This window comes from Paenibacillus sp. FSL R7-0340 (assembly GCF_038002205.1).
Classification (GTDB): domain Bacteria; phylum Bacillota; class Bacilli; order Paenibacillales; family Paenibacillaceae; genus Paenibacillus; species Paenibacillus polymyxa_B.
This window is the reverse complement of record NZ_JBBOBY010000001.1, coordinates 184,432-208,071: the sequence shown is the minus strand read 5'-3', so window position 1 is coordinate 208,071 and position 23,640 is coordinate 184,432. Positions and strand designations below refer to the sequence as shown.

Annotated in this window: 21 protein-coding genes and 1 pseudogene; 5 read left to right on the top strand and 17 right to left on the bottom strand. The window is 42.9% G+C overall.

From position 1 onward, the window contains the following. Positions 1 to 67 precede the first annotated feature (67 nt). Positions 68 to 808: an SDR family oxidoreductase gene (locus MKX59_RS00890; RefSeq protein ID WP_245240384.1), complete on the top strand. Its 741-nt coding sequence runs from the start codon at positions 68 to 70 to the stop codon at positions 806 to 808. A gap of 10 nt (positions 809 to 818) precedes the next feature. Here MKX59_RS00890 and MKX59_RS00885 read toward each other — a convergent pair whose 3' ends face one another. The 7 genes from MKX59_RS00885 to MKX59_RS00855 form a co-directional block, all read right to left on the bottom strand. Then, entirely contained in the window at positions 819 to 959 is a 141-nt protein-coding gene (locus tag MKX59_RS00885; protein ID WP_233903811.1) for a hypothetical protein, read from the bottom strand. Between the two features lie 271 nt (positions 960 to 1,230). Further along, positions 1,231 to 2,730 carry a malate:quinone oxidoreductase gene (locus MKX59_RS00880; protein WP_028540946.1) on the bottom strand — a complete coding sequence of 500 codons (1,500 nt, stop codon included), beginning with the start codon at positions 2,728 to 2,730 and terminating at the stop codon, positions 1,231 to 1,233. Between the two features lie 411 nt (positions 2,731 to 3,141). Then, complete coding sequence (locus MKX59_RS00875; protein ID WP_340857336.1) at positions 3,142 to 4,005, bottom strand: hypothetical protein; 864 nt, start codon at positions 4,003 to 4,005, stop codon at positions 3,142 to 3,144. Between the two features lie 76 nt (positions 4,006 to 4,081). Further along, the gene (locus MKX59_RS00870) at positions 4,082 to 5,161 is read right to left on the bottom strand and encodes a CHAP domain-containing protein (protein ID WP_254348284.1); all 1,080 of its coding nucleotides are present in this window, start codon (positions 5,159 to 5,161) and stop codon (positions 4,082 to 4,084) included. Positions 5,162 to 5,282: 121 nt separating this feature from the next. Continuing rightward, the gene (araA, locus tag MKX59_RS00865) at positions 5,283 to 6,707 is read right to left on the bottom strand and encodes an L-arabinose isomerase (protein WP_160788403.1); all 1,425 of its coding nucleotides are present in this window, start codon (positions 6,705 to 6,707) and stop codon (positions 5,283 to 5,285) included. Positions 6,708 to 6,741: 34 nt separating this feature from the next. Further along, positions 6,742 to 7,437, bottom strand: coding sequence for an L-ribulose-5-phosphate 4-epimerase (locus MKX59_RS00860; RefSeq protein WP_023991082.1), 696 nt, complete (start codon positions 7,435 to 7,437; stop codon positions 6,742 to 6,744). A gap of 1 nt (position 7,438) precedes the next feature. Then, positions 7,439 to 9,052, bottom strand: coding sequence for a xylulokinase (locus MKX59_RS00855; RefSeq protein ID WP_023991083.1), 1,614 nt, complete (start codon positions 9,050 to 9,052; stop codon positions 7,439 to 7,441). Between the two features lie 290 nt (positions 9,053 to 9,342). On the opposite strand from MKX59_RS00855, the gene MKX59_RS00850 reads away from it, so the two are divergent. From MKX59_RS00850 to MKX59_RS00840, 3 genes are all read left to right on the top strand, one after another. Then, a complete protein-coding gene (locus tag MKX59_RS00850; protein WP_023991084.1) occupies positions 9,343 to 10,431 on the top strand; it encodes a GntR family transcriptional regulator in 1,089 nt (362 codons plus the stop codon). A 121-nt stretch (positions 10,432 to 10,552) separates the two neighbouring features. After that, positions 10,553 to 11,440, top strand: a complete 888-nt coding sequence (locus tag MKX59_RS00845; RefSeq protein WP_340857333.1) for a LysR family transcriptional regulator — start codon at positions 10,553 to 10,555, stop codon at positions 11,438 to 11,440. A gap of 91 nt (positions 11,441 to 11,531) precedes the next feature. Beyond that, entirely contained in the window at positions 11,532 to 12,473 is a 942-nt protein-coding gene (locus MKX59_RS00840; protein ID WP_340857332.1) for an NmrA family NAD(P)-binding protein, read from the top strand. Positions 12,474 to 13,052: 579 nt separating this feature from the next. On the opposite strand, the gene MKX59_RS00835 is transcribed toward MKX59_RS00840, so the two are convergent. From MKX59_RS00835 to MKX59_RS00815, 6 genes and pseudogenes are all read right to left on the bottom strand, one after another. After that, positions 13,053 to 13,763 (bottom strand): class I SAM-dependent methyltransferase, encoded by a 711-nt coding sequence (locus tag MKX59_RS00835; protein WP_053326477.1) that lies wholly within the window; start codon positions 13,761 to 13,763, stop codon positions 13,053 to 13,055. A gap of 611 nt (positions 13,764 to 14,374) precedes the next feature. Beyond that, the gene (locus MKX59_RS00830; protein ID WP_068939262.1) at positions 14,375 to 14,614 is read right to left on the bottom strand and encodes a hypothetical protein; all 240 of its coding nucleotides are present in this window, start codon (positions 14,612 to 14,614) and stop codon (positions 14,375 to 14,377) included. A gap of 579 nt (positions 14,615 to 15,193) precedes the next feature. Next, positions 15,194 to 15,669: pseudogene (locus MKX59_RS00825) on the bottom strand (hypothetical protein). A gap of 160 nt (positions 15,670 to 15,829) precedes the next feature. Next, on the bottom strand, positions 15,830 to 16,054 hold the full coding sequence (locus MKX59_RS27545; RefSeq protein WP_071558004.1) for a winged helix-turn-helix transcriptional regulator: 225 nt from the start codon (positions 16,052 to 16,054) through the stop codon (positions 15,830 to 15,832). A gap of 308 nt (positions 16,055 to 16,362) precedes the next feature. Further along, positions 16,363 to 16,824, bottom strand: a complete 462-nt coding sequence (locus tag MKX59_RS00820; RefSeq protein ID WP_071558003.1) for a phage tail protein — start codon at positions 16,822 to 16,824, stop codon at positions 16,363 to 16,365. 180 nt (positions 16,825 to 17,004) lie between these two features. Next, positions 17,005 to 18,711: a CocE/NonD family hydrolase gene (locus MKX59_RS00815; RefSeq protein ID WP_071558002.1), complete on the bottom strand. Its 1,707-nt coding sequence runs from the start codon at positions 18,709 to 18,711 to the stop codon at positions 17,005 to 17,007. Positions 18,712 to 19,079: 368 nt separating this feature from the next. Between MKX59_RS00815 and MKX59_RS00810 the strand changes: the two genes are divergently transcribed. Then, the gene (locus tag MKX59_RS00810; RefSeq protein WP_068939268.1) at positions 19,080 to 19,757 is read left to right on the top strand and encodes a TetR/AcrR family transcriptional regulator; all 678 of its coding nucleotides are present in this window, start codon (positions 19,080 to 19,082) and stop codon (positions 19,755 to 19,757) included. 77 nt (positions 19,758 to 19,834) lie between these two features. On the opposite strand, the gene MKX59_RS00805 is transcribed toward MKX59_RS00810, so the two are convergent. The 4 genes from MKX59_RS00805 to MKX59_RS00790 all read right to left on the bottom strand — a co-directional run bounded on the left by MKX59_RS00805 (position 19,835) and on the right by MKX59_RS00790 (position 23,598). After that, positions 19,835 to 20,371: a YceI family protein gene (locus tag MKX59_RS00805; protein ID WP_023991091.1), complete on the bottom strand. Its 537-nt coding sequence runs from the start codon at positions 20,369 to 20,371 to the stop codon at positions 19,835 to 19,837. A gap of 256 nt (positions 20,372 to 20,627) precedes the next feature. Continuing rightward, the gene (locus MKX59_RS00800) at positions 20,628 to 21,230 is read right to left on the bottom strand and encodes a class I SAM-dependent methyltransferase (RefSeq protein ID WP_076264601.1); all 603 of its coding nucleotides are present in this window, start codon (positions 21,228 to 21,230) and stop codon (positions 20,628 to 20,630) included. Positions 21,231 to 21,395: 165 nt separating this feature from the next. Further along, complete coding sequence (locus MKX59_RS00795) at positions 21,396 to 22,730, bottom strand: hypothetical protein (RefSeq protein WP_076264602.1); 1,335 nt, start codon at positions 22,728 to 22,730, stop codon at positions 21,396 to 21,398. A 340-nt stretch (positions 22,731 to 23,070) separates the two neighbouring features. Further along, a complete protein-coding gene (locus MKX59_RS00790) occupies positions 23,071 to 23,598 on the bottom strand; it encodes a hypothetical protein (RefSeq protein ID WP_076264603.1) in 528 nt (175 codons plus the stop codon). Positions 23,599 to 23,640: the final 42 nt, after the last annotated feature.

Below are 23,640 nucleotides of genomic sequence, written 5' to 3'. Positions count from 1 at the left end.
TTTACTTGCAAGGCCAACAAAGGGCCTAAGGCAAATCGATTAGAGGAAGAGGGATTGGGCTATGCATTTGGAAGGAAGAATAGAGAACAAAGTCGTCGTGATTACAGGTGCAAGCAGCGGAATTGGAGAAGCAACAGCACTGTTGCTTGCCGAGCGTGGGGCAAAAGTCGTGCTTGGAGCGCGCGGAGCGGATCGCCTTGAAGCGCTGGCGACACGCATTTCAAATGGAGGTGGCGAAGCTGTTTATGCACGCACTGACGTGAGACGGCGCGAGGATCTGTGCAACCTCGTTAATTTGGCTTGCGAACGGTACGGGAAGCTGGATGTTCTCGTCAGCAACGCTGGCGTTATGCCCATTTCCCCTCTCGAAGATCTGTGTGTCGAGGACTGGGAGGACATGATTGACGTCAACATTAAAGGCGTTTTGTACGGTATAGCCGCAGCGTTGCCTATCTTTCATAAGCAGGGTTCCGGACACTTCGTGAACATCGCTTCTGTAGCAGGACATAAGACTGTGCCGAACCAGTCGGTCTACTCCGGTACGAAGTTCGCTGTGCGCGCCATCTCAGAAGGGTTGCGCCAGGAGGCTGGTGACAAGCTGCGCGTGACCATCATTTCGCCTGGTATTGTGCAGACGAATTTCACGGAGGGTATGACCAATCCCGCATTGAGAGATCAACTCGCTGCCATCCGGGATAAACTAGCCATGACACCGGACGCGGTAGCCCGCGCAATTGGATTCGCAATTGAACAACCGGCCGATATTGATGTGAACGAAATCGTAATCCGTCCAACCGCACAAATGTAACATAAGTGCTTTACCCTGGAAGCTGATCATCCATGTAATAGAATCTGCCCGTTGGACCATCCTCCGGCAGGGTCGCCAGTCGGACCGCCATTTTCGCTACATCCTCCACCGACAGCTCTGTCTTTTCTCCGCCCATCTGCGTTTTAACCAAGCCGGGGTAGCAATCCGCTGCACCAGTTTATTGGACAACTGGAACTGAATAGAGCCTATAGCGGTCTACATAATTACTGTGATCACTGTAGCAGACACCGAAAATGCAGAAGGATTGCAAAATTTTGTATTGTTAAGCAAGCATTTTAGCGGTGGGGAATTCCTTCCCACCGCTTGGTGTTGTTATTTATTCAACTTTAAAATATATCGTAAGATTACTGCACATTTTATTAAAGAGTAGTGGGATGATCCAGTTACCAGCCATGCAAAAATTAACGATGAAGCGGTTCTTTTTCGCCCAGTCCCAGCACCTCCGTTGTGGAATCGTAAATTTCTTGGTAAAGCTCTGGGTTTTCCGCTAGTGACACCCCATAAGAAGGAATCATCTCTTTTATTTTTGGTTCCCACTCTTCCATATGTTGTGGGAAGCATTTTTCCAATACTTCCAGCATAACGTGAACAGCAGTAGAAGCACCCGGAGAAGCGCCGAGCAGTGCAGCTACCGAACCATCAGCGGCACTAACCACCTCCGTACCAAATTGAAGTGTTCCTTTACCGCCCTCCGTATCTTTGATCACCTGCACACGTTGACCCGCTACCACAATCCCCCAGTCCTCGATTTTGGCGTTCGGAATAAACTCGCGTAATTCTTCCAGACGCTTTTCATTCGATAACATTACTTGCTGGATCAGATATTTGGTCAATGCCATCTCTTTTGCGCCTGCGGCCAACATCGTGATGAGATTATTGGGTTTTACAGAACCGATCAAATCCAAATTTGAGCCCGTTTTCAAGAACTTCGGTGAGAAGCCAGCAAACGGCCCAAATAGCAGTGCTTTTTGGTTACCGATGTATCTTGTATCCAGATGCGGAACAGACATGGGAGGAGCACCAACCTTAGCTTTACCGTATACTTTTGCATGATGCTGGGCGACAATCTTAGGATTGTTACATACCATAAATAGTCCACTTACCGGGAATCCCCCGATATATTTGGACTCAGGAATACCAGTTCGTTGTAGCAAAGGTAGACTTCCACCCCCACCACCGATAAAGACAAATTTGGCATTATGGTATTCGATTTTACCGTTGTCCAGATTATGGACTTTGACTTTCCACGAGCCGTCGCTCGCACGTTTAATATCCTTAACACTATGTTTGTAATTGATCTCGACGTTTTTACTTTTTAAATGCTCAAACAACATGCGTGTTAAAGCACCAAAGTTGACATCTGTTCCAGAGTCGATTTTGGTTGCCGCGATTGGTTCATTCAATGTACGGCCTTCCATAATCAACGGAATCCATTCCTTCAGCTTTTCAGGGTCGTCGGAAAATTCCATGCCTTGAAACAGAGAAATAGTTGAAAGCGCTTTAAACCTTTTTTTCAAAAAAGATACATTTTTCTCTCCTGTTACCAAACTCATATGAGGTATTGGTTTGATAAAGTCCTGTGGATTACGAATCAAATTGCTGTTTACAAGAAAAGACCAAAACTGTCTTGAAAGCTGAAACTGCTCATTAATGTCTACAGCTTTACGAATATCTATAGATCCATCAGCTTTCTCGGATGTATAGTTCAGTTCGCACAGTGCAGCATGGCCTGTACCTGCATTATTCCATTCGTTAGAGCTTTCTTCTCCCGCGTTTGCGAGTTTCTCAAACACTTGAATTTCCCACTCCGGTGCTAACTCTTTCAGCAATGATCCCAGAGTCGCGCTCATGACTCCGGCACCAATTAAGATAATGTCTGTTTTTTTCTGAATGCTATTCATAAAAACCTTCCTTATCTCTTATATTTGCAAAAAAGAGCAGGCCCTCCTGCTTAGATGATACAAGAAGCAAGGCTCCACTCAGGAACATATCTTTTCTGTCTCTATTATAACTAAAATATAATCTTTTAAAAATTATATTGTCTATTATCTGATAATTATAAATCATTTCTGCTAAAAAGTGAGAATTTTCTTTGCAGAAATAATAAGAATTGATCACGCTGTATTATTTGAGCTTCACTTACTAGCAGTAATAACAGACACCAAAAAAGCGTTTAGAAGCAAATGATGTAGAGTACAGATTTCCAATGATCGAATCAACAGTCCATGTATATGAATAATTCGGTAAAATATGTCTTTACGGGATAGGCCCTTTCTAATTGCACTAACGTTTTCTGGAATGAGCTTCACGGTTTATAAATACTTCATCATAATATTCAAAACGGTCTGTTGTTGATTCTCCCAAACATAATCGGAGTTATCCATAATAAATGATTGAAAAGGGAGTTGCTCAATGATTTGCAATTCTAGCTCACGTCGATGTTCAAGGAACTGAATATATCCTTCGTACCCGTGCAAACCCTTCCTCTTTCCATAATCTTGATCCGTATGGTACCAAATCGCGAAATCTAACCATTCTTGAGATCTCATTGTTTTAACTCGCTCAATCGTCTCACGCACATTTGGTTGCTTCAAATAGAACAAAATTGGATTTAACTCCTGAATTTGCTCCGCAATCTGTAATACATGCTGAATAAAACGGTCTTCTCCAGCATCATGCCGGGCGAGTAATGCACACCCTGGATTCTGTAAAAAACAGCATTCGAGTATCATCAACTTTTCTTTTTCTCGCTGATCTTTAACAAAAGACTTCCAACGTTGAATCATCAACTCGCAATACTTTTCTACGGGTACTCCATCGTAGATTTCATAACGCCGGATTTCCTCATACAAACTAGAGGGAATTTCATTTTGGGCTGATTGCTGCGCAAGCGCATAGGCGATTAAAGCGTCGTTGCCATTCAAAGATACAAACGGATCAATGTAATGAAACACCTCGGAATAGATAGATCGGAGCCGATCAAGTTCTTCGTTTGGCATACATGCAACCGATTCATAATCAGCGGGATGTCGTAAGCCCCCTTCTAAAAATAGCTCCGATTCTATTTGATGTGTGTTCAACATGTCATGTATGTATCTAGATAATGTAGATTTGCCAGAGCCAGGTATACCTTCAACGATAACCAATTTCGTTTTCGTAGCTGGTAAATTGGCCATAGTATCACATCCTTATGAATTAAATGATTACCTTAAGGAGAATCCTATTGTCTCGTTATATCGGCCGACATTATATTTAACGGATCGGTGTATATTCCCCACTGAAATGAAAATGATAGCCGTTGTCTATGCGGATATATCCGAGAATACAATGACCTCTATCCCTGTATAAAACACTGGAGTAGTTCTTATTGTCTTTGTTACCTTCTGCGACCAAAATTTTGTTGTCATCACAACCTAGAACAATTCCGATATGATCGTGGGAATCATCCGATAGAAGCTTCTCATAAACGACAATATCACCACGTGCTGGCTCAAATCCATCTTGCTTATCGTGATAAAAAAATTCTGTTTCAGGCAGCTGGGCCCAATCCAACCACGCACCAACCCCAGCTAATCGATACATACAGTTCGGATATCGAATGGGCAGTAGAATTCCAACCTGCATACAACAGTAGTATACAAATGCAGCGCACCAATTTCCTTCCAGTACTTTATAAATATCAGAATCCGGCCAATACTTGCAAATTTCCCGATAACGTTCATCTTCCGGGACGCCAATAATGTTTTGTCCTGCAAACATTTCTGCAAAATCAGCCAGCATAAGACGACTGTCTTCAGCGTTACTGTTTATCGTTTCCGTATCAACGTTGAATCCCGCTTCCACATGTTCGACCGAAATCCCTAATTCAACAAACACATTTTGTAGTCTATGTATAGCCGCCTTAGATAAATTGTCACCAGTATTCTGTAAGTACATCTGCAATAAAATAGCATCTTTAATAATTTCTTCGCATGGTCCATGGACTTGATGCCTATCTTCTTGATAAAAGATCGACCTTAGAATGACAAGCTGCTCTTCGTCGGTAAAGAGTTGGGTGCTACGTATAATAGGTCTTACAGCATCTGCACTGTTGGGACCAGGGAAGTCCTTAATTCCGGTTTTATAAAAATAGAAACCGTGCAGCACCCCCGCGATTGCAGCGATCTCCACATCTTGTTCCCTTCTCATAGCAAGCATTGAAGCAAAATTGGATACCCCAGAAAGATGAACCCAAGCTTCCTGTTTCATGGAAGTATTCTCTGTAGTAACAAGCATTTCATGAACAAGACTACGAACACTTTCAAGCCGCTTAAACTTACTCTCATGAATCAAACTTTCGCCTCCCTACCCTGCCCACTTCAACTTCCCTTATCCCGACATCCTTAGAAAACTAATAAAAAGCACTGGGTCCTGAGGACTGACCCAATGCTTTTAGTAGATGACTATCTTCTAGTTACTTAATAATTACGTATTCCAGGTTAACCAGTTTTGCATAAGTAACAATTTGGTCTGTGGTTAGATTCAAGGAAACCACGGTATGGTGACCACCGCCGTTCTCAATCCATGCTTTAACCCCATCTTGGAAGTTTGGCTTCACGTTCCACAGTACACGGGCCACTGGAAGATTTGGAGCAGGAACTGTCGGTTCAAATGCAGTAACCTCATTGATCAGCAGTTTATAATGCGTGCCAAAGTCAGCCATGGAAACAACTACACCGTCTCCTGCCTTGCCGTCAAACACCAGACGGGCTGGATCTTCACGATCGCCGATACCTAACGGTGAAACGATGATTTTAGGCTTGTTGCTTGCCAACGTTGGGTCAACTTCAAGCATATGGGATTGAAGGATCGATTCCTGACCAGCCGCCAATTCATAGGTGTAGTCTTCCATAAAGCCAGTGGATTGGTTATGGCTCATTACTTTAAGCAGGCGATCGAGCGCTGCCGTCTTCCAGTCCCCTTCACCGGCGAAGCCGTATCCTTGTGCCATCAAACGTTGAACGGCAAGACCAGGAAGCTGTTTCATACCATAGAGGTCTTCGAAGTTCGTAGTGAAGGCAGTATAGCCGCCATGATCCAGGAACCGTTTAAGGGCAATTTCATAGCTTGCTTGCACTCTTACGCTGGCTTCCCAAGCTTCCTTGCTGTAAGTACCATAATCAAATTCATAGAGTTCGGAGTATTCTGCAAACAAAGCATCAATCTCTTCTTCTTTCACAGCATTGACGTACTGAACAAGGTCGCCAATTCCGAAGTAGTCAACGGTCCATCCAAATTGAATTTGAGCTTCGACCTTATCGCCTTCCGTAACGCCAACGTTACGCATGTTGTCGCCAAAACGGGCAACTTTGATATTGAAGCTTTCGTTATAAGCAACCGCTACATCCATCCACTCTGCGATTTGCTTCTGCACTTCTGCGCGTTCCCAGTAACCTACAACCACTTTATTCTGTTTCTTCAAGCGGGCATTGATAAATCCATATTCACGGTCACCGTGAGCTGCCTGATTGAGGTTCATGAAGTCCATGTCAATCGTAGCCCAAGGAATACTTTCATTGAACTGTGTAGCAAGATGAAGCAGCGGCTTTTGCAGCAATTTAGTACCACGAATCCACATTTTTGCAGGTGAGAAGGTATGCATCCACGTGATGACACCGGCAACCTCGTCGCGATAGTTGACTTCTTTCATAAGGCTAGTAATTTTGTCTGCACTAACCGCCAGATCCTGCAATACAAGCGGATAAGGCAGAACGCCACTCTTATTTAAGGCATCGGTCATTTCTTGTGCGTGTGCTTTAACTTCTGCTAATGCTTCTTCGCCATACAGATGTTGTGAACCTACGACAAACCAGAACTGTTTTGTACCTACTGTTGACATCATTCATCCTCTTTTCATAATTTTTTAGTTTATATTACTTTTGCCCGTAGTACGCGTCTTTCCCATGTTTGCGTAAATAGTGTTTATCTAGAATGCGTTGCGGCAATTCTTCAGCAAAATGATTCAATTCTCGTGCGAATAAATTCATTTTCGAAACTTCTTCCAACACGACGCTATTCATGACTGCCGATTTCGCATCTTTGCCCCAAGTAAAAGGAGCATGCCCCTTAAGAAGAACACCCGGCACTGCTAAAATATCCAGCCCGCGCTGCTCAAAAGTTTCGATGATGACACGGCCAGTTTCCGCTTCGTAACCACGATCAATCTCCTCTTGTGTCAAGAAACGGGCACAAGGAACAGAACCATAGAAGGTGTCTGCGTGAGTAGTCCCCATTACAGGTACATCCAGGCCTGCTTGAGCCCAAATCGTTGCCCAAGTCGAATGCGTGTGTACAATACCGCCGATCTCTGCATAATGCTTATAAAGTACGGCGTGAGTCGGTGTATCTGATGAAGGTCTCATTTCTCCTTCAACAACATTGCCATCAAAATCAACAACCACCATATCGCTAGGTTTCATCGTGTCATAACTAACACCACTAGGTTTGATAACGAATAAGCCGCTCTCACGATCAACAGCGCTTACGTTACCCCAGGTGTATTTCACGAGTCCATGTTTAGGCAAATCCAGATTGGCTTGATATACTTCTTCTTTCAGTTGCTCTAACACATCAATCCCTCCAGTTTTCCACTAGATTATCTACAGCAGCCTGTTCAATCGCTAGACCTTGTGTATAGCGTTCCATGAATGCTTCGAATCCCTTAACGTCGGAACTGTCAGGAGAAATTTCTTGCCCCTCAGCATCTCTAAATACTTTTTGGTCGAGGAAGTCTTCCAGACTTTCTTGTTGAGCCTTGTTCATCATGTAAGAAGCCAGAATAGCAATACCCCACGCCCCGCCTTCTCCAGCTGTTGACATCACTGATACCGGGACATTCATGGCAGCCGCAACGATTTTTTGTCCGACGATAGGGGTTTTAAATAAACCACCGTGAGCCAGTATGCTATCAATTGCGACATTTTCTTTCTTTGTCAAAATATCCATTCCGATTTTCAAAGCAGCAAACGCAGTGAAAAGATGAGTCCGCATGAAATTGGGCAAATTGAAACGGCTCTCAGGGGAGCGGACAAACAATGGCCGGCCTTTCTCTATTCCGGTGATATTCTCTCCTGACAAATATCCGTAGCTAAGTAAGCCGCCGCCATCTGGATCTGCTTCCAAAGCCTTGTTCAGCAACACACTGAATAATTGGTTTGGATCGGCCTTTTGCCCCATTGCCTCATAGAACTCACGGAACAATCCCAGCCAAGCATTGAGATCACTTGAACAGTTGTTGGCATGAACCATTCCGACCGGATTACCATTCGGTGTAGTCACCAGATCAATTTCCGGATATACCGCTGAAAGATCCTTCTCTAATACAAGCATAGCAAAAACCGAGGTTCCCACAGAGACGTTGCCAGTCCGTTTCCTCACACTATTCGTAGCGACCATCCCTGTTCCCGCATCACCTTCTGGAGGACAAAGCGGAATACCTGGTTGTAAATCTTCGGATTTATCTAAGATTTTGGCTCCCGCGGCGGTTAGTACACCTGCCTGCTCGCCTGAAATATAAACTTTAGGGAGAATTCCTTCTAACTTCCAATCGTAACCTTTGGCTGCAATGAGTTCATCGAACTGCTTAACCATCGATTCGTTATAATCATGTGTAGTCTCATCAATTGGGAATATGCCCGAAGCATCTCCGATGCCAATGGACTTATTGCCAGTCAGCAGCCAGTGAATATATCCAGCTAACGTCGTCATAAAATCAATCTGAGGGACATGTTGCTCTTCGTTCAATATAGCTTGATACAGGTGAGCAATACTCCATCGCTCAGGGATGTTGAATTGGAATTTATCAGTTAACACTTTTGCCGCAACACCGGTTGTCGCATTCCGCCAAGTTCGGAACGGAACAAGCAACTCACCTTTGCTGTCAAAAGCCATATATCCGTGCATCATTGCAGAGAATCCTATAGAACCAACGGTACGAAGAGTGATTCCATATTTTCGCTCAACTTCTTGCTTCATTTCACTATAAGCCTCTTGTAGACCCGTAATAATACTCTCTAAGTTGTACGTCCAATATCCGTCTACCAAGAGATTTTCCCACTCATAGCTTCCAGATGCGATTGTTTCAAAATGATGATCAATCAGCACTGCCTTGATACGTGTGGATCCAAATTCGATACCAAGTGAGGTTTCTCCCTTAGTAATCGCTTGTTTAATGTCTTGATCCATGCTCACGTGACTCCTCTCTCTGAACAACTGTTATAATCGCAATAATTGAAAGAAGGCGCTTTCTTTAATTTACAACCTTAGTATATTTTTTGTTCGTACATTTGTCAACACGAATACATAGTTATACCTACAAATATTCTTACGAATTGAATGTTTCTCTATTTTTCCTTTAGTATTACTGCATGTTGGGCAATGGATTATAATAAGTTCATAATTATGCTAAAATATGTACATACAAATATTATGGGTGGGTAAATTGGTATTAGTACAACCAGGAAAGAAGGAATAAAGTGAAACCAAAGTATCAGGTCATCCTTGAGGATATAAAAAGCAACATTCTATCAGGAGCATACAGCGTAGGAGAACAAATTCCAACAGAATCGGCTTTGCAGGATATGTATAAAGTTAGTCGCCAGACGGTACGAAAGGCAATTTTAGAACTATCCAACGAGGGCTTTTTAAGAAGTGAAAAAGGATCGGGCACCTATGTCAGCAACCAATTCCGATCAAAAACCGGCGGGAATTCCAGTAATAAAACCATCGGAGTCATCACGACCTATATTTCCGATTACATCTTCCCTTCTATTATTCGCGGGATTGAAGCTAGATTGAATGAAGATAATTATTCATTGCTATTAGCTAGTACAAATAATGATGTCGCACAGGAAAAGAAAGCTTTGGAGATGATGTTGTCCTTTGGTGTGGATGGCTTGATCATTGAGCCTACGAAGAGCAATCTATATAATCCCAATATCTCTTACTATTTGACGTTCAAGGAGCAGGATGTTCCGTTCATCATGATTAATGCTTATTATGAAGAGTTGGAAGTTCCCTTCTTTTGTCTCGATGACGTACAATCCAGCTATCTGGCAACAAAAGAATTGATTGCTAACGGACACACACACATTGGTATCATTGCCAAAATGGATGATTTACAAGGAAAGCATCGAATGAAGGGCTATATCAAAGCGCTTGGAGAAGCCAAATTACGGTTTCACCCAGAGCAAGTGCTCTCATTCTATACAGAGACGAAGCAGGACCTGTCCGCCAACTTAAAAAAATTCCTTACCGAACAAAGAGACGGGTTAACCGCAATTGTCTGCTATAACGACGAGGTAGGATTAGAAGTTGTACATGTATGCAGACAACTTGGGATATCTGTTCCCGAAGACATATCCATTATTGGTCAAGATAATTCCTATATTTCCAAAAATGCAAACATCAAGCTAACGACATTAACACACCCACAGGAACAAATGGGACGTGATGCCGCCGATTGGGTTATTAAGAAACTGCAAGGAAAGAAGGATCTACGCAACCACACCTATTATCAGCCCGTGTTAATTGAAGGGGAGACGGTAAAGAAGAAACTGAAGTAGATGGTGCTCACATTACCTCCAAATTATGAACCGCCAGTTTGCCATTAACATTAGGGTATGCTGGCTTGAATTTATGGCGGGAACGTAAGTTTTAATAAATTTCATACAATTGGAGGTAAACATGAATCTAAAAAGGATAAAATATTTTATAGATCTCGTTGAATGTAGAAACTTCACAGAAACAGCAAAGAAGAATTTTGTATCGCAAACTACGATTAGCCAACAAATTGCCTCACTTGAGAATGAGTTCAACATTCAGTTAATTGATAGAAAACAAATTCCGATTGAGCCCACCAAAGCGGGATGGCTGTTTTATGCAGAGGCCGTCGTGCTCTGGAAGCAATATAATCATATGAAAACAAGCATGGAAAATTTTCAAAAATATAATACCCAGCTATTGAGTATCGAATATGCTACAATCACAGATATCCAAAGCTTGTTAAAATTTATCCCTTCATTTAAAGAAAATCATCCAAAGATTAAACTTGAATTAAATAAAGTATTGCTAAAGGATATCGCTGAGTATCTGCAAAAAGGAATACATGACATAGCCATTGCCTTTGACTCAGAGTTTAAAGGGAAAGAGGAAATCCTAACCCATACATTATATAGCGGACGATACTGCGCGGCCGTAAGTAAACAACATCCCCTCTTCAGTTTTGAGTCCATCTCAAAGGAAGAATTATATAAGTATCCGCTTGTCATGCTGAATCCAATGGTTATTGGAGACTCCTATTATTTAATGATTCAACATGCCATGGAAGATGGTTACCAGCCCAACATCCTTAGAACCGCAGACGATGTCGAAACAAAGCTGTTTTATATCATCACAGAGAATTTAATTGGCTTTTTCCCAGATAACTATGATCTTGCTGACCTGAAAGAAGAGGTCCGACTCATTCCCATACAAGGTTCACACCATACTTTTAAAATCGAAATAGGCTACTTAAAAGATAATTCAAATCCGGTATTATACTCATTCCTACAACAAATACAAAATTCGTTTTAGCAATAGCCCATAAGTTTTTTGTATTATACTTTGTTATTTTTTTCACATAATATATAAGTATAGTTCATTTCAGCAAGGAGTGACGACAAACATGGGTAAGTTATTATTAACGGGTGTGGATGGCAATCTGGGCAGACAAGCGGCTGAATTTTTATTGAAATTAGTAGAAAAAGACCAAATTATTTTTTGTGCATATGATCCAGCATCTTTACAAGGGTATGCAGAACAAGGTATTGAAACGCATGTGACCAATTTCAATACAATAGACGGTCTTGCAGAAGCTTTTGCTAATGCAGATAAAATTGCTTTAATCTCCATGCCTTTTGTGGGGGTAAAACGCCAAAATGCACACAAAAACGTGGTCGATGCGGCGAAAGAAGCTGGAGTAAAACAAATCATCTATACTTCATTGGTTAACGCGGCGGATGAATCCAATCCAAGTGTTGAAAAACTGGACCATGTCTATACGGAAGATTATATCAAAAGTGTCGGGTTAGATTATATTTTCCTGCGTAATTCGCAATATGCGGAAGCTATGGTTACCAATTACTTCACCTATGTGAAGTCTGACGGCGTGTTGAAAAACAACCAGGGTGACGGCAAGATGGCCTATATCTCACGGAAAGATTGTGCAAAAGCTGTCGCTTATGCATTAGCAGCAAGCAATTATCATGAGGCGATATTAAATATAAATGGTCCTGAATTAATAACAATGTCCGACTTTATCGAGATTGGAAATAAAGTAACGGGTCATCATATTACCTACAAGCAGATCACGGATGAAGAAAACTACGCCATATTTGATGCCATGGGTGTTCCCAGAACAACGGATGGCAAATTTGCAGAGGACTCCGAAGCCCCCTTCTCTTCTGAAGGTATGGTTACCTTTGGACAAGCTATTCGCTTAGGAAAAATGGATATATTTACGGACGACTTTAAGAAGCTGACGGGCCAAGATCCCGTAACAGTGAAATATATGTTTGTACATGCGAATGAGTACCAAGTGGGTGAACGACACTCCAAAGATAATTAATCCAAGTCATAATCATGTTACGGAGAGATCGGAAGCTGATGTATGACCGAAGAGTAGGGCCGCGCGGCTCCCTGCATACTATCAACAAAGCGAAACTCTGGGTACCTGCACCAAGGAACCCAGAGTGTTTTGTAATCTAATTGGTCAAGTCTTTATGCAGTCTTGGATTAATGCCGGGAGCACCTTTAGTTCCCCATAGTCCAGCTATCATACAAACCAACCAATTCTAACTGAAAGAAGCTCTCTATATCTTGTTTTACTCTATAAGGTAAACTATTATCTGCACTGTAGAACTTAGCATCCCACTGAGGAAGTCAGTATTTTAATCATAAATACATCTTATATCGCAATGCTTCGCTCTCCTATCACTTATGGTACGGTTCACCGTAACTTATTAATTAGTTAAGCGATTCCCTCACTAATGAAAATTATCTTCGATTCTCGGCCACCTATGGATTTAGTTTTTCTTGCGACTGGACTATCGCTCCGATAAAAATTCCTAGGACATGGTTTATATTGTTCAACGAGTCTGTGTAGTTTAAATTTGTCTCTTTGTACACTTTATCGCTTTTCATGTGTTCAGCCTCCTGAATTCATCCGTTTTCTTAGTATCAAATGATATCTGGAATGGAAAAATCCTGTTAATATATTTTCATTACGAATCATCGTAATCTCTTCAATAGCAAAGTTGCTGCCGATCAGGTCCAGAATTTTTGAGTAATTGTAATACATTTGCACAGTTCCTTGTTCGTGCCCTGTACCGGAAATTTCTTCGCCAGTGAATTCCCTCGAATGGTTCGAATCATCTCCAGAGATTAAATCACAATAAAATAACCCCTCTTTTTCTAACACCCTTGCAGTCTCTCGTATACCCTCTTTAGCAATTTCGAAGTTCATGCTATCGAATACACCGTTACTGCCCGCAAATTGAAAAAAACCATCGTTCCAAGGCATCTTGGTAATACTGCCTGCTACAATTTTACTCTCTATATGATCAATGCCAGCGCTTGAAGCCCATTCGCGAGCTTTCGTTATCGCTTCATCCGACAAGTCAATTCCATAGGAATCCAAACCCATCTGCTTGCTGAAAATAATATGTCTTCCTATACCACAACCTACATCTAGGAATCTTGGTTGTGCTTGGTGAGTGTGGATGGTCTTGTAATCTTGGAGTCCCACTCGTTTTGTAATATATTTCGCAAAAAAACGTACCACTTCTTCATGGGGAAAAAAAACGTGATTTTCCCCGTTTTTATAAGAATTTTGCCATTCTTGTTTCTTGTTATCCACTTTAAATCTCCTCCGCTTTGATATGTAAGGTATTAATTGAATCACAAAATGCTCGGTGAGCTTTGAGTTCCTATTCCAAACAACTATCTAAATTTGATTATCGGAAAAAAGAGTGATATTCATAATACTGATAATTACTACTAACTCTTTCCACGTTCAATAACTCAGTCCAGACTGTTCTATATGAGAACTGGCTGCTACGCCAACAGCAACCTCCATCGAATGAGCTGTATGAGCTCGCATGACTTCTCCGATTGAACCTTATTAATTTGATGTAATTAATCAGCATGCCGCTAAGAATCATGAAAAAAACGTTATACTTACTTAATGATAAGGTAAGGTTTACCTATCCTTCATAACGGCGAAATGATAAAGAAGCCGGGGACAAGCTCGTTTATTATATAAATATAGGGTGTACTTGGCTTCCCGATCATTAACAAGCTGACGAAAGCGGATGATCACCGTCTGCGGCGAGGTTCAGGATGTAGTGGTGTTACTCCGGTCAATACGGTCTTCCCACATTAAATTCACCCTATTTATAATACAGTTCACCGCACTGTCTGAAACAGCAACGAAAAGACTGGATGTCAAAGACGACCAGTCCTTCGAGGTCACGTTAGTTTCCTTTTTAGAAAAGGATAGCTGCTGAATAACGCCCCCATATGCCCCCCTTCTACCAAATGTTGATCCCCATCTAGTACAAAAACACTGCTCGCCATGACATTGCCATCTCCCGCTTGACTATTGATTGTGCTCCAGGAGGTGTTAGTATCCCATAATTGTGTCAAAGAACTGCGATCCTTCTGTAGATACTGAATCGTGCTTTTTCCAATCCCTGCAATAAGGGCCACTTCAATACTTCTAGATTTTATGAGGTCTTGACACCTATTCAATTCATCTAGAAACAAATTCACAAAAAAAACTTGCTGTTACTTGTGGTACGGTTCGGCTCGTTGGTTGTAACGGCAACAAGAAAAGACTGAGTATCCTCTCAGTCTGCATTGTATCTATAATGATTTAAAAATCTCACCCTGCTTGACTGGCAGAGTAAAACGGGCAAGCCAACGTCGTCGGAGAAATATATCAGACGGCTTACGGGCGCTTGCCGACGCGAACGGCAACATTATCGACATTTTCTATGTCGGGACCCCGCAAAGGCTCATTCAGGTCTTCATCTCTTCCTGCGCCCGTCAATTCGTCCCCATCATGGTGCTGGGTGATTCTGCTCTCGACGGCGGTGATGGTCCTCTTTATCCGCTGATGACGGCCAGAATACGCGCCATTTCCTCGGCGCTACGGCAGACCGGGTCGCCCGCTCCTCGGAATCGATCCTGGACATCACAGGGCGGTCGCGCCGCCATTATCCCTTGATCCGCGCAGAATATGCGTCCGCACCTATCGTGAATAGCCCCCCTTTGACAGATATACGATTATTCGTTATCCGGGGAGGCCGGACCGGCCGGGGTCATCAAGCCTTGAACGGCGCCGAAGAACGGACGAATGGACTTGATCATGCCGTAGCCCATCCTCACGACCGGGACAAATTTCTGGATCATGCCGAACAGCCGCAGGCCGCCGAGCAGCGAGCCCATCATCGGCAGGAATGCCGACACCTTGGCGTCCGGCTTGCGGGAGCGCGAACGGACGGACGGTTTGCGCGCGCCGCTTCTCCGATTGCCGAGACGGACGCCCGGAGCATGCGAACCGGCTCTGCGTTTGGGAGATCGGGAGCCTTGCTTCCCGGAAGAAGCGCGTGGGGGGGGGCTCCAGCGCTGGCAAGTACCAACCCGCCGCAATTAACGTCGGTGATGTAGCCGACGTAAGTCTCTCCGCTGTGCAGGGTGACGCAGACCGGATGGCCCTGAAGCTTCTTAGCCCGTGCGCGCATCTCATTCGATTGTGCCATGGAAGTTCACCTCGCTCACTGATTATAATTCAGTTTACGCCAGGGGCGGGCTGCATGCTTGTGCAAATGGGGCATGCGCATGCCGAAAATCGCTTGATGGGCTCGCCGTCACCGGGGCATTAGTCTGCTCCAAACGTTGGAAGCAAAACTAGCCGGACCGTTAGTTCGACCGGTTATTGTGTTCTTTTACCCATTCATGCAACACTTCAAAGATCAAACTCAGTGTCATTCCATATTCCGTAGTCTTATAACAGACTTTAGGCGGTATTTCTGGATATACCGTCCGTTCAACAAGACTGTCAGTAACCAATTCCTTCAACGCTTCTGACAGCACCTTTTGAGAAGTGCCGCTTATTTTCCTATGGAGCTCATAATTAGAGCTCATAATAACGCTATTCGGTTTCCAGAGCCGCTCTCAATAAGGTGCTTTCTTATTGCTTCTCTAAGACGACGTATACTTTGAGTAACGGTAAGGTAACCATTAGCTAATCATCGAAAACAATATATGGGATAAGGCAAATGCTAATCTTGATAGACAATCGACAGGAACGCCCCATCAGTACGCAGGGCCATTTCCACTGATTGGAAATATAAAGTGCCTCCTTTTGCGGGATGGCCCATTCTTTGATCTCGCATCTTTTTTTGCAAATAGAACAAGTGGATCGATCCCTCCAAATTGCACTTTTGCTTACTTTAATATTCTCTTTTAATTACAAAAAACGAACCCCGAATTGTTCCAGCTAGTTTTGACTTCTGCCTAGCAAACTTAAACTTCCCTTCTAGCTCCTTTGGTACCTCCATCCCCTCAGAAAGCTTAAACCCAACGGCCCGCTTCTTAGTGTCATCAACCGTATACATAACGTTGACCTCAAGACCATCCTCATAAAAGACGTAAGCAAATTTAATATTTTCCACTTGAAAACGTGACGTTTCTAAAGGTTTGGCCGCAAACTCAATATCACGCTCTTTCAGAACTCGGTTCACATAATCAAGGGTCTCCTGACTTTCACTAGCTGGCACAACCGTAAATTCATGCTTGTATTTGTTCATAAAGTAACGGGCTTCATTAGCACGCAAACCAGCAAGCGCTTCTACTACAGGTGAAGACTCTAAACCAACCGTAGACACATTATTAAAATCAACGATATAGGACATTTCCACATCTCCTTTTATCTCATTATTCCCCAAAAAACTTGCCGCTATTTCTGTTACGGTTCTGGCGCTCACAACTTACTGGTACACATAAATCGTCACCGATCCAAAGGAATATTCTCTCCAACTTCCTTCTGTCTGAGGGAACATTGGGCGTTGGGAAGCATGTCAACTTGAACTCAGTTAGGGTATAATCGGCAGCAACAAATAAGAATCAAATTCATCCCCTGTATATAGGGTAATGTCTGCATCCCATACCCTGTCATCCCCCGTCTGAGTCAGCAGTGCGCAGCCACTTTGATTCTGACTTCCAATTTCCAGGAGCAATCGGTTCCCTTTAGCTACAACAATTGCACTATCCCATATCTCAATATCCAAGCAATAGACTTCTCCTGGAACCAGCTTTTGAAACTCATCGAAGGTGTAATAAGGCTTATACTCCGTAGATAATTCATCATCAGTTTTACGTAAGGAAGCGCGCAGCCAGCCCTGGCTAATTGGAAATTTCTCTGTTAGTGCTCCTGAGTTAACGACCTCATTGCCTAGTGAGTCAAAATTTCGCAAAGATACGAAAATGTCCATATCATCTGTAGTTGACGATGCCCACAAACGGAGTTTGATAGGCCCGAGAATTTCTGTTTCGTTATCAAACGGATCGGTTTCAAACAGAACACGCTTTGAATTGTTTTCCTCTCTCGAGAATTCTTTCACCATAAAAGGCTTCGCCCAGTGCTTTGACTCGCACTCCTTATCGCCTTCATAGCAAAGCTGGGCCTTGGCTTGCGGAGGCTCTTGCGAAAGCAAATTCGAGCTTGCATCAAGGTAAAAGCGGGTCCATTGGGTGCGCTTAAGCGGATACTCGTTCTCGTAGCGCCATGTGTAGTTATTGCCTCCGCGAGGAATGGCAAGCTTTACTTTCGGTTCTCTCATTATGCCAGTATCGATTCCTTTAAGCCAATAATCCAGAAATTTTTTCTGCAGTTCCCGACCCTGAGCGGTGTAAAATGCACCAACATGGCTCCCGATATGTACTTCAAGCCACTTGTGCTCTGATACCGCATTCTGAAAACCCAGGAAATTTCCACGGGTATGCATTCCGGCGCTAAACCAGTTGCTTGCGGATAATAAAGGCACCTCTACTTTACTCAAATCAGAAAATCGATTCGTCCACGATTGATCACGTAATGGATTGTTTTTTACCATCTCCGGGAAATCAGTGCGATTGGCTTGCAATTGTTCTTCCGAGAATTTTCCATCGGGATTGTATTGATGCGCCAAAACTCCGTTCTTCCACCAGAATGAAAGAAAACCGTTCGCCTGGATTCCGCCCGGATAACAGAATTCTGCATAATAATCTACTGTACCTTCCCAAGGTATGATACAAGCTAAATGAGGAGGTTGTTCGGATGCCACGGCCCATTGACTCATAGCCAAATAGGAGATGCCCAGCAGTCCTATCTTTCCATTGCTCCATGGTTGCGTTCCAGCCCATTCGATTGCATCATAATAATCCTTCTTCAAAGAATTTGATAATATATCCAGCTTTCCTGGAGAATTACCGATACCACGTTCATCTACTCGCAAGACAGTATAGCCTTGCGGCACCCAAAATTCAGGATTTGGTGTTTCCCAACTAATTAAGGGCCCTTTATCCTGCGAGTGTGTATATTCTATTGCGATTGTTGGATTAGCAGGAGCAAATTGAGAGAAATGAAGATCCTTTCCATAAGGACACATCGTCATGATTACTGGAAAACTCCCATCCACATTAGGCTGATAAAGATTTGCGGCGAGATAATTCCCGTCTCTCATAGGAATCTGTACTTCTTTCCAAGTAAGTTCATAAAAGTGATTACTTCTTTCGTTAATGTCGATAGGTAATGGATTCATAGCTTGCCTCCATTTGATAGTTTTTCTTCAAACCAGTCAATCAATAAGCAGCGTGCTTCTGTATCCTGTTCAATCGCATTGTGAACTTTAGGTCTCTTTCTGATTTCTTGCAAGGGGTTCACTCCCTTCAATAATTATTCAGAAAAGTTTTAGTACACGTGTACTAAAATCAGTATATTCCTGCAAATACAGCAACTCAACTCTGGTCTTTATTGGGAATGGCACTCTTGGCTGAGGATTTTCGCAAATTATCTCTCGAATTCTTCCGTATTCTTAATCAAGCTACTTATTTCGGCTTGAAGGAACAATTTATGATATAATGCTTTTGATTTCAAGTGCATAGCACAAACGCTCTAAAGGAGATAGAAATGGATATTAATTTAAGGGATAAGATCCTTGAGACTTCAATTGAATTATTTAATAAAAAAGGATATGCATATGTAACATTGAGGGATATTTCCGATGCGTTAAATATAAGTCCTGGTAATTTGACATACTATTTCAAAAAAAAACATGATCTTATGATTGGTGTTATGGCAATGCAGTATGAAGAATACCAAAACTTAAATTTCTCAGCGGAGGTTTCTATCGAAGGGCTGAATCAGCAGTTTTTAATTCTTAATGCATTCCGTAAAAAATATTTCTTTTATTTCTCCAGTTTTACAGAATTGCCTAAGTTGTATCCGGAGATAGCTAAAATGCAAATTAAGGTTGTTAATGATTTCTATACGCTTTTTACCAACATATTTAAGGGGTTTGTTAATAAAGGAATTATGAAAGAAGAATTATATGCTGGGCAATATGAAGATTTGTCTATTTCTTTACTATCGATAAATATGTATGGTACACAGGAAATAATTCTTCTCCAAAAATTTCTTCCAAATCCAAAAAACATCTTGTCCATCCTATGGAGCCTTATACTGCCTCATCTAACCAAAGAAGGAATGGCCATGTATTGTCGGATAACGCAGGTTGATAAAACTATCCCCCCCAAGCTATGCTACAAGCCAGATCAATCGGATGGAAGCTTGGAAGGCTCAACATGAGGCCGCCAAGGCATCTACTTGTAGTGGCAAGTTTTTGAATAAGGACCATCCCGATAAAAGGATGGCCTTTAGGACCGCTAATCTACTATTTTAATTGCCTCGATATAAAGTTCGATTCTCACTTCATTCCCGACAACAATCCCGCCTTTTTCCAGATGCGAGTTGAATGTCAAGCCAAATTCATTGCGTTCGATACTGGCTGTTGAATGAAATCCTACACGTTCCCGGCCACGAGGGTCTTTATTTAGTCCTTCAAAAACGGTATGAAAAGTGATGGGTTTTGTTACTCCATGCAAAGTTAGATTGCCCGTAAGCTCATATTGCCTTTCGCCAGCAAGGACGCAGCTGGTGCTTTGAAACGTAATGGTTGGATACTTGGCTGCATGAAGGAAGTCGTCGCTCTTCAGGTGTTCATCTCGTTGCGATTGGCGAGTTGTGATACTATTTGCGTCTATGGAAGCTTGAATACCCATGGTTGTTAAATCATTGGGGTCAAAATTCAAGCTCGCTTGGAAATGCTCGAATACTCCTTTGATTCTATTAATCATTAAATGCGTTACCGAAAACTCAACGGAGCTGTGGTCCGCATCCACTTCCCAATTGATATTGCTCATAAATAAATTCCACCTCTATGATAAGATTTGAGAAAGGTCGCCCTATCTCCAAAACACTGCGCTATTCGCATGCTCCTAATATACAAAAACGCTACTGACAACGGGATGTCAGTAGCGTTTTAGCATTTTTTCGGCTTCCTCGTAAATCCGATTTCGGACTGTACAAGAAGCATGGGGCTGTCTCATAAGGGGCGGCCTTTTATTTCGTTGCACCTTAGAAGCTAACTATAAGGAGAGTTGATTTCTGCCTAAAAGTTTATTTCCGAGAATCAAGAATAAACATAGATGCATCTTGTCCCATGAATATTTTACTTCCATTATAAAAAGTTTTGGATTGAATATCTCTATACCCTATTTTAGTCATAATGTCAGCCAGCTCTTCTTGATGAAACCCGTTGTGAACTATATCTGAAACTACTTTTTCATTTTTATTAAAATCTACGATTAGTAAATGTCCTCCCTCATTTAGAACATCAAATAATCTGGATAAAACGAATTCAACATCATGAATATGGAGCAGAACCTGAGCCATAAAAATATAGTCCGCATGAAGATCCGATAGACCTTCCTTTTCAAAATCAAAGCATATTGTATCTGCATTATGAATATGAAGATCAGTAATTTTTTGCTTTATTTGATTAATCATGTTTTGTGAAGTATCCAGAAAAAGCATAGAATTAAAATCGTTTAACAAGTTCATTCCGACAAGACCCGTTCCACACCCAAAATCAATAGCATTCTTACTATTAGCGTCAACTACATATTCACGAATGGCATCAGATGATGCCTTTGCAATTTGAATTCTTTCCGAAGTGTCATATATATTCGCTATCATTTCAAACTTATCCGTATTTCCCATAATTACCTCCCCAATCCGCCTTAATAAAATCCTGAATACAACCATATAGAATGATATTCTATCAAGCATTAGCATTTAGTCCACATTCTTATTCATGCTTATGGAAAAACAAAACCTCTGTATGAATGGAGGAGACAACCTTGGGGTGGTTCATGTACACCTTCTTCACGATTCGTCTTTGTCGAAATAATCATCTGGCAAATGTAGTTCTCGCAAACAGCCGATAAATTTTTCTCTGAAATTCGGATTTCTTCTATATTCCGGCCATACCGCCTTATAGTAAGGTAGCAACTTCTCATGTGGAATAATGTCCCAGTATAAAATCAAGTTATTCAGAACCTGCGGGCCGCCCCCCATCAGCATCTGTTCAATGATCTGCCAGCTTCCCAGCTTGTTTTCGCAATTGCGCGCGGCATAGATGGCAGTAGTTTGCATTGTGGGGTCCGCGTGACACAAGAAAGGCGCAAAGTTCTGGAGCGTAATCGCACCGTAATCTTCCAAGATATACCCTGCATAACGCAACGTTTCCGGGTCGCGAATCCTGTCAAGCCTTTGCAAGATCACTAGAATAAACTCCGTTAAATCCTCAGTTTTACTGGAAGCGTGCAGAATCTGTAAAGCTTGCAGAAAATCCTCATGTTCATCCGATTGCAACAGCTCCAGAAGATATTTTCTACCCGTGTCAAAGGAAGTTTTGCAGATGAGCCAAATGGCTGTGGTCCGATTTTTGGGGCTTTGCTCCGCAATATTTTTCAAAAAAGCAAGGGTTAGCTGAGAGACCTTCTTAAACTTGAACATTCCATCAAGCGCTTTGACTTGGATTTCTTCGTTTGGAGCGCTCTGATAAATCTGGATCAGTGCATTCTCATCACCCGGCATTCGACTGCCAAACCACCCGATATCATAATCCAGAATAATTTCATCCAGCCAGCGCTCGTACCAATCCAGAAAGCTGCCTTCATAGACAAAGAAAAAAGGATGATCGGGATGAAAATCGGAGGTGTACACAATCCTCCCCCTATATTTCCCTTCAAGTACGAGATACATGTCGTATTCGCAGCCTTGGGTACCTATGCACAACATGCCGCCCAACACCTGATTACAGGTATCGTCGTATTCCTCATCGGGAATGTGCTCGTCCCTGGTCAGGGGCTCAATCAGATGGTTCCATTCCTCTTTGGTCATCCCGGGATGCAGAACGGATTTGGCAAGGAGTGCCTGGCGCTCGGTATAGGAAGCTGCCTTTTCAATCGGATAAATCCCATAATAGGGGCCGGCGCCTCCGTTGCCGATTTTCGTTAAAAACAGCGCGTAAGGCTCAGGAAGTGTGACATGATTGTGGACTTGCCAGTCCGCCAGCTCTTTTGCTGTAAGCTTCTCTTTAACCCTATATTGATGTGAGGATGCTCCAAACACCGAGAAATCCGCGTCTTTGCGCATGGCTTGACTCAGTTTGTTTTTTATTCGATCCAGTTGCGTTTCTTTCTTCCCAAACCACATATTTGAACCCTCCTGTTGACCATGGCCAGGTTTCCTTTGTTTGCTTATCCAGCAATTTTATTATTTTTTCTATGGGTCGTACCTCTTTAAAATGATATGTATCTTTAATTAATCTTTCATTGTAGCTTCTATTAAGGTCCCCTGGACCACCTTAGATTACCATACAAAAAATGCATATGAAAGGAATCCATATGGGGGCCAACACGAATTTGTTAGGATACGGAAACTTGGCAAATTTAATGACAAAGAACGTGATCATTTTTATTCTTGTTAGAAAGTGATGGTGTGGGCTAGCCCCCTTTGACCACTCAATGGGGGCTTAAAGTTCACAGGGACACGATTATTCGTTATCTGGCGTGGCCGGACTGGCCGGGGGCATCAAGCCTTTAACGGCGCCGAGAAACGGACGAATGGACTTGATCATACCGTAGCCCATCTTCACGACCGGGACAAATTTCTGGATCATGCCGAACAGCCGCAGGCCGCCGCCGAGCATACTGCCAAGCCCTCCTGCGCCTGCAGTGGAGCCGCCAAGGCCGCCTAACAGCGAGCCCATCATCGGCAGGAATGCCGACACCTTGGCGTCCGGCTTGCGGGATCGCGAACGGCCAGACGGCTTACGCGCGCCGCTTTTCCGGTTGCCGAGACGGACGCCCGGGGCATGCGCACCAGCTCTGCGTTTGAGAGATCGGGAGTCTTGCTTCCCGGAAGAAGCGCGTGGGGGGACTCCGGCGCTGGCAAGTACTAACCCGCCATAATTAGCGTCGGTGATGTAGCCGACGTAAGTCTCTCCGCTGTGCAGGGTGACACAGACCGGACGGCCCTGAAACTTCTTAGCCCGTGCACGCATCTCTTTCGATTGTGCCATGGAAGTTCACCTCGCTCACTGATTATAATTCAGTTTACGCCA

Bases quoted from the DNA above. Each gene is read 5' to 3' on its own strand.
- MKX59_RS00820 (WP_071558003.1), bottom strand. From the start codon at position 16,824: ATGTCCTATATCGTTGATTTTAATAATGTGTCTACGGTTGGTTTAGAG.
- MKX59_RS27545 (WP_071558004.1), bottom strand. From the start codon at position 16,054: ATGAGCTCTAATTATGAGCTCCATAGGAAAATAAGCGGCACTTCTCAA.
- MKX59_RS00840 (WP_340857332.1), top strand. From the start codon at position 11,532: ATGGGTAAGTTATTATTAACGGGTGTGGATGGCAATCTGGGCAGACAA.
- MKX59_RS00880 (WP_028540946.1), bottom strand. From the start codon at position 2,730: ATGAATAGCATTCAGAAAAAAACAGACATTATCTTAATTGGTGCCGGA.
- araA (WP_160788403.1), bottom strand. From the start codon at position 6,707: ATGTCAACAGTAGGTACAAAACAGTTCTGGTTTGTCGTAGGTTCACAA.
- MKX59_RS00845 (WP_340857333.1), top strand. From the start codon at position 10,553: ATGAATCTAAAAAGGATAAAATATTTTATAGATCTCGTTGAATGTAGA.
- MKX59_RS00790 (WP_076264603.1), bottom strand. From the start codon at position 23,598: ATGGCACAATCGAAAGAGATGCGTGCACGGGCTAAGAAGTTTCAGGGC.
- MKX59_RS00810 (WP_068939268.1), top strand. From the start codon at position 19,080: ATGGATATTAATTTAAGGGATAAGATCCTTGAGACTTCAATTGAATTA.
- MKX59_RS00815 (WP_071558002.1), bottom strand. From the start codon at position 18,711: ATGAATCCATTACCTATCGACATTAACGAAAGAAGTAATCACTTTTAT.
- MKX59_RS00875 (WP_340857336.1), bottom strand. From the start codon at position 4,005: ATGGCCAATTTACCAGCTACGAAAACGAAATTGGTTATCGTTGAAGGT.
- MKX59_RS00805 (WP_023991091.1), bottom strand. From the start codon at position 20,371: ATGAGCAATATCAATTGGGAAGTGGATGCGGACCACAGCTCCGTTGAG.
- MKX59_RS00855 (WP_023991083.1), bottom strand. From the start codon at position 9,052: ATGGATCAAGACATTAAACAAGCGATTACTAAGGGAGAAACCTCACTT.
- MKX59_RS00800 (WP_076264601.1), bottom strand. From the start codon at position 21,230: ATGGGAAATACGGATAAGTTTGAAATGATAGCGAATATATATGACACT.
- MKX59_RS00795 (WP_076264602.1), bottom strand. From the start codon at position 22,730: ATGTGGTTTGGGAAGAAAGAAACGCAACTGGATCGAATAAAAAACAAA.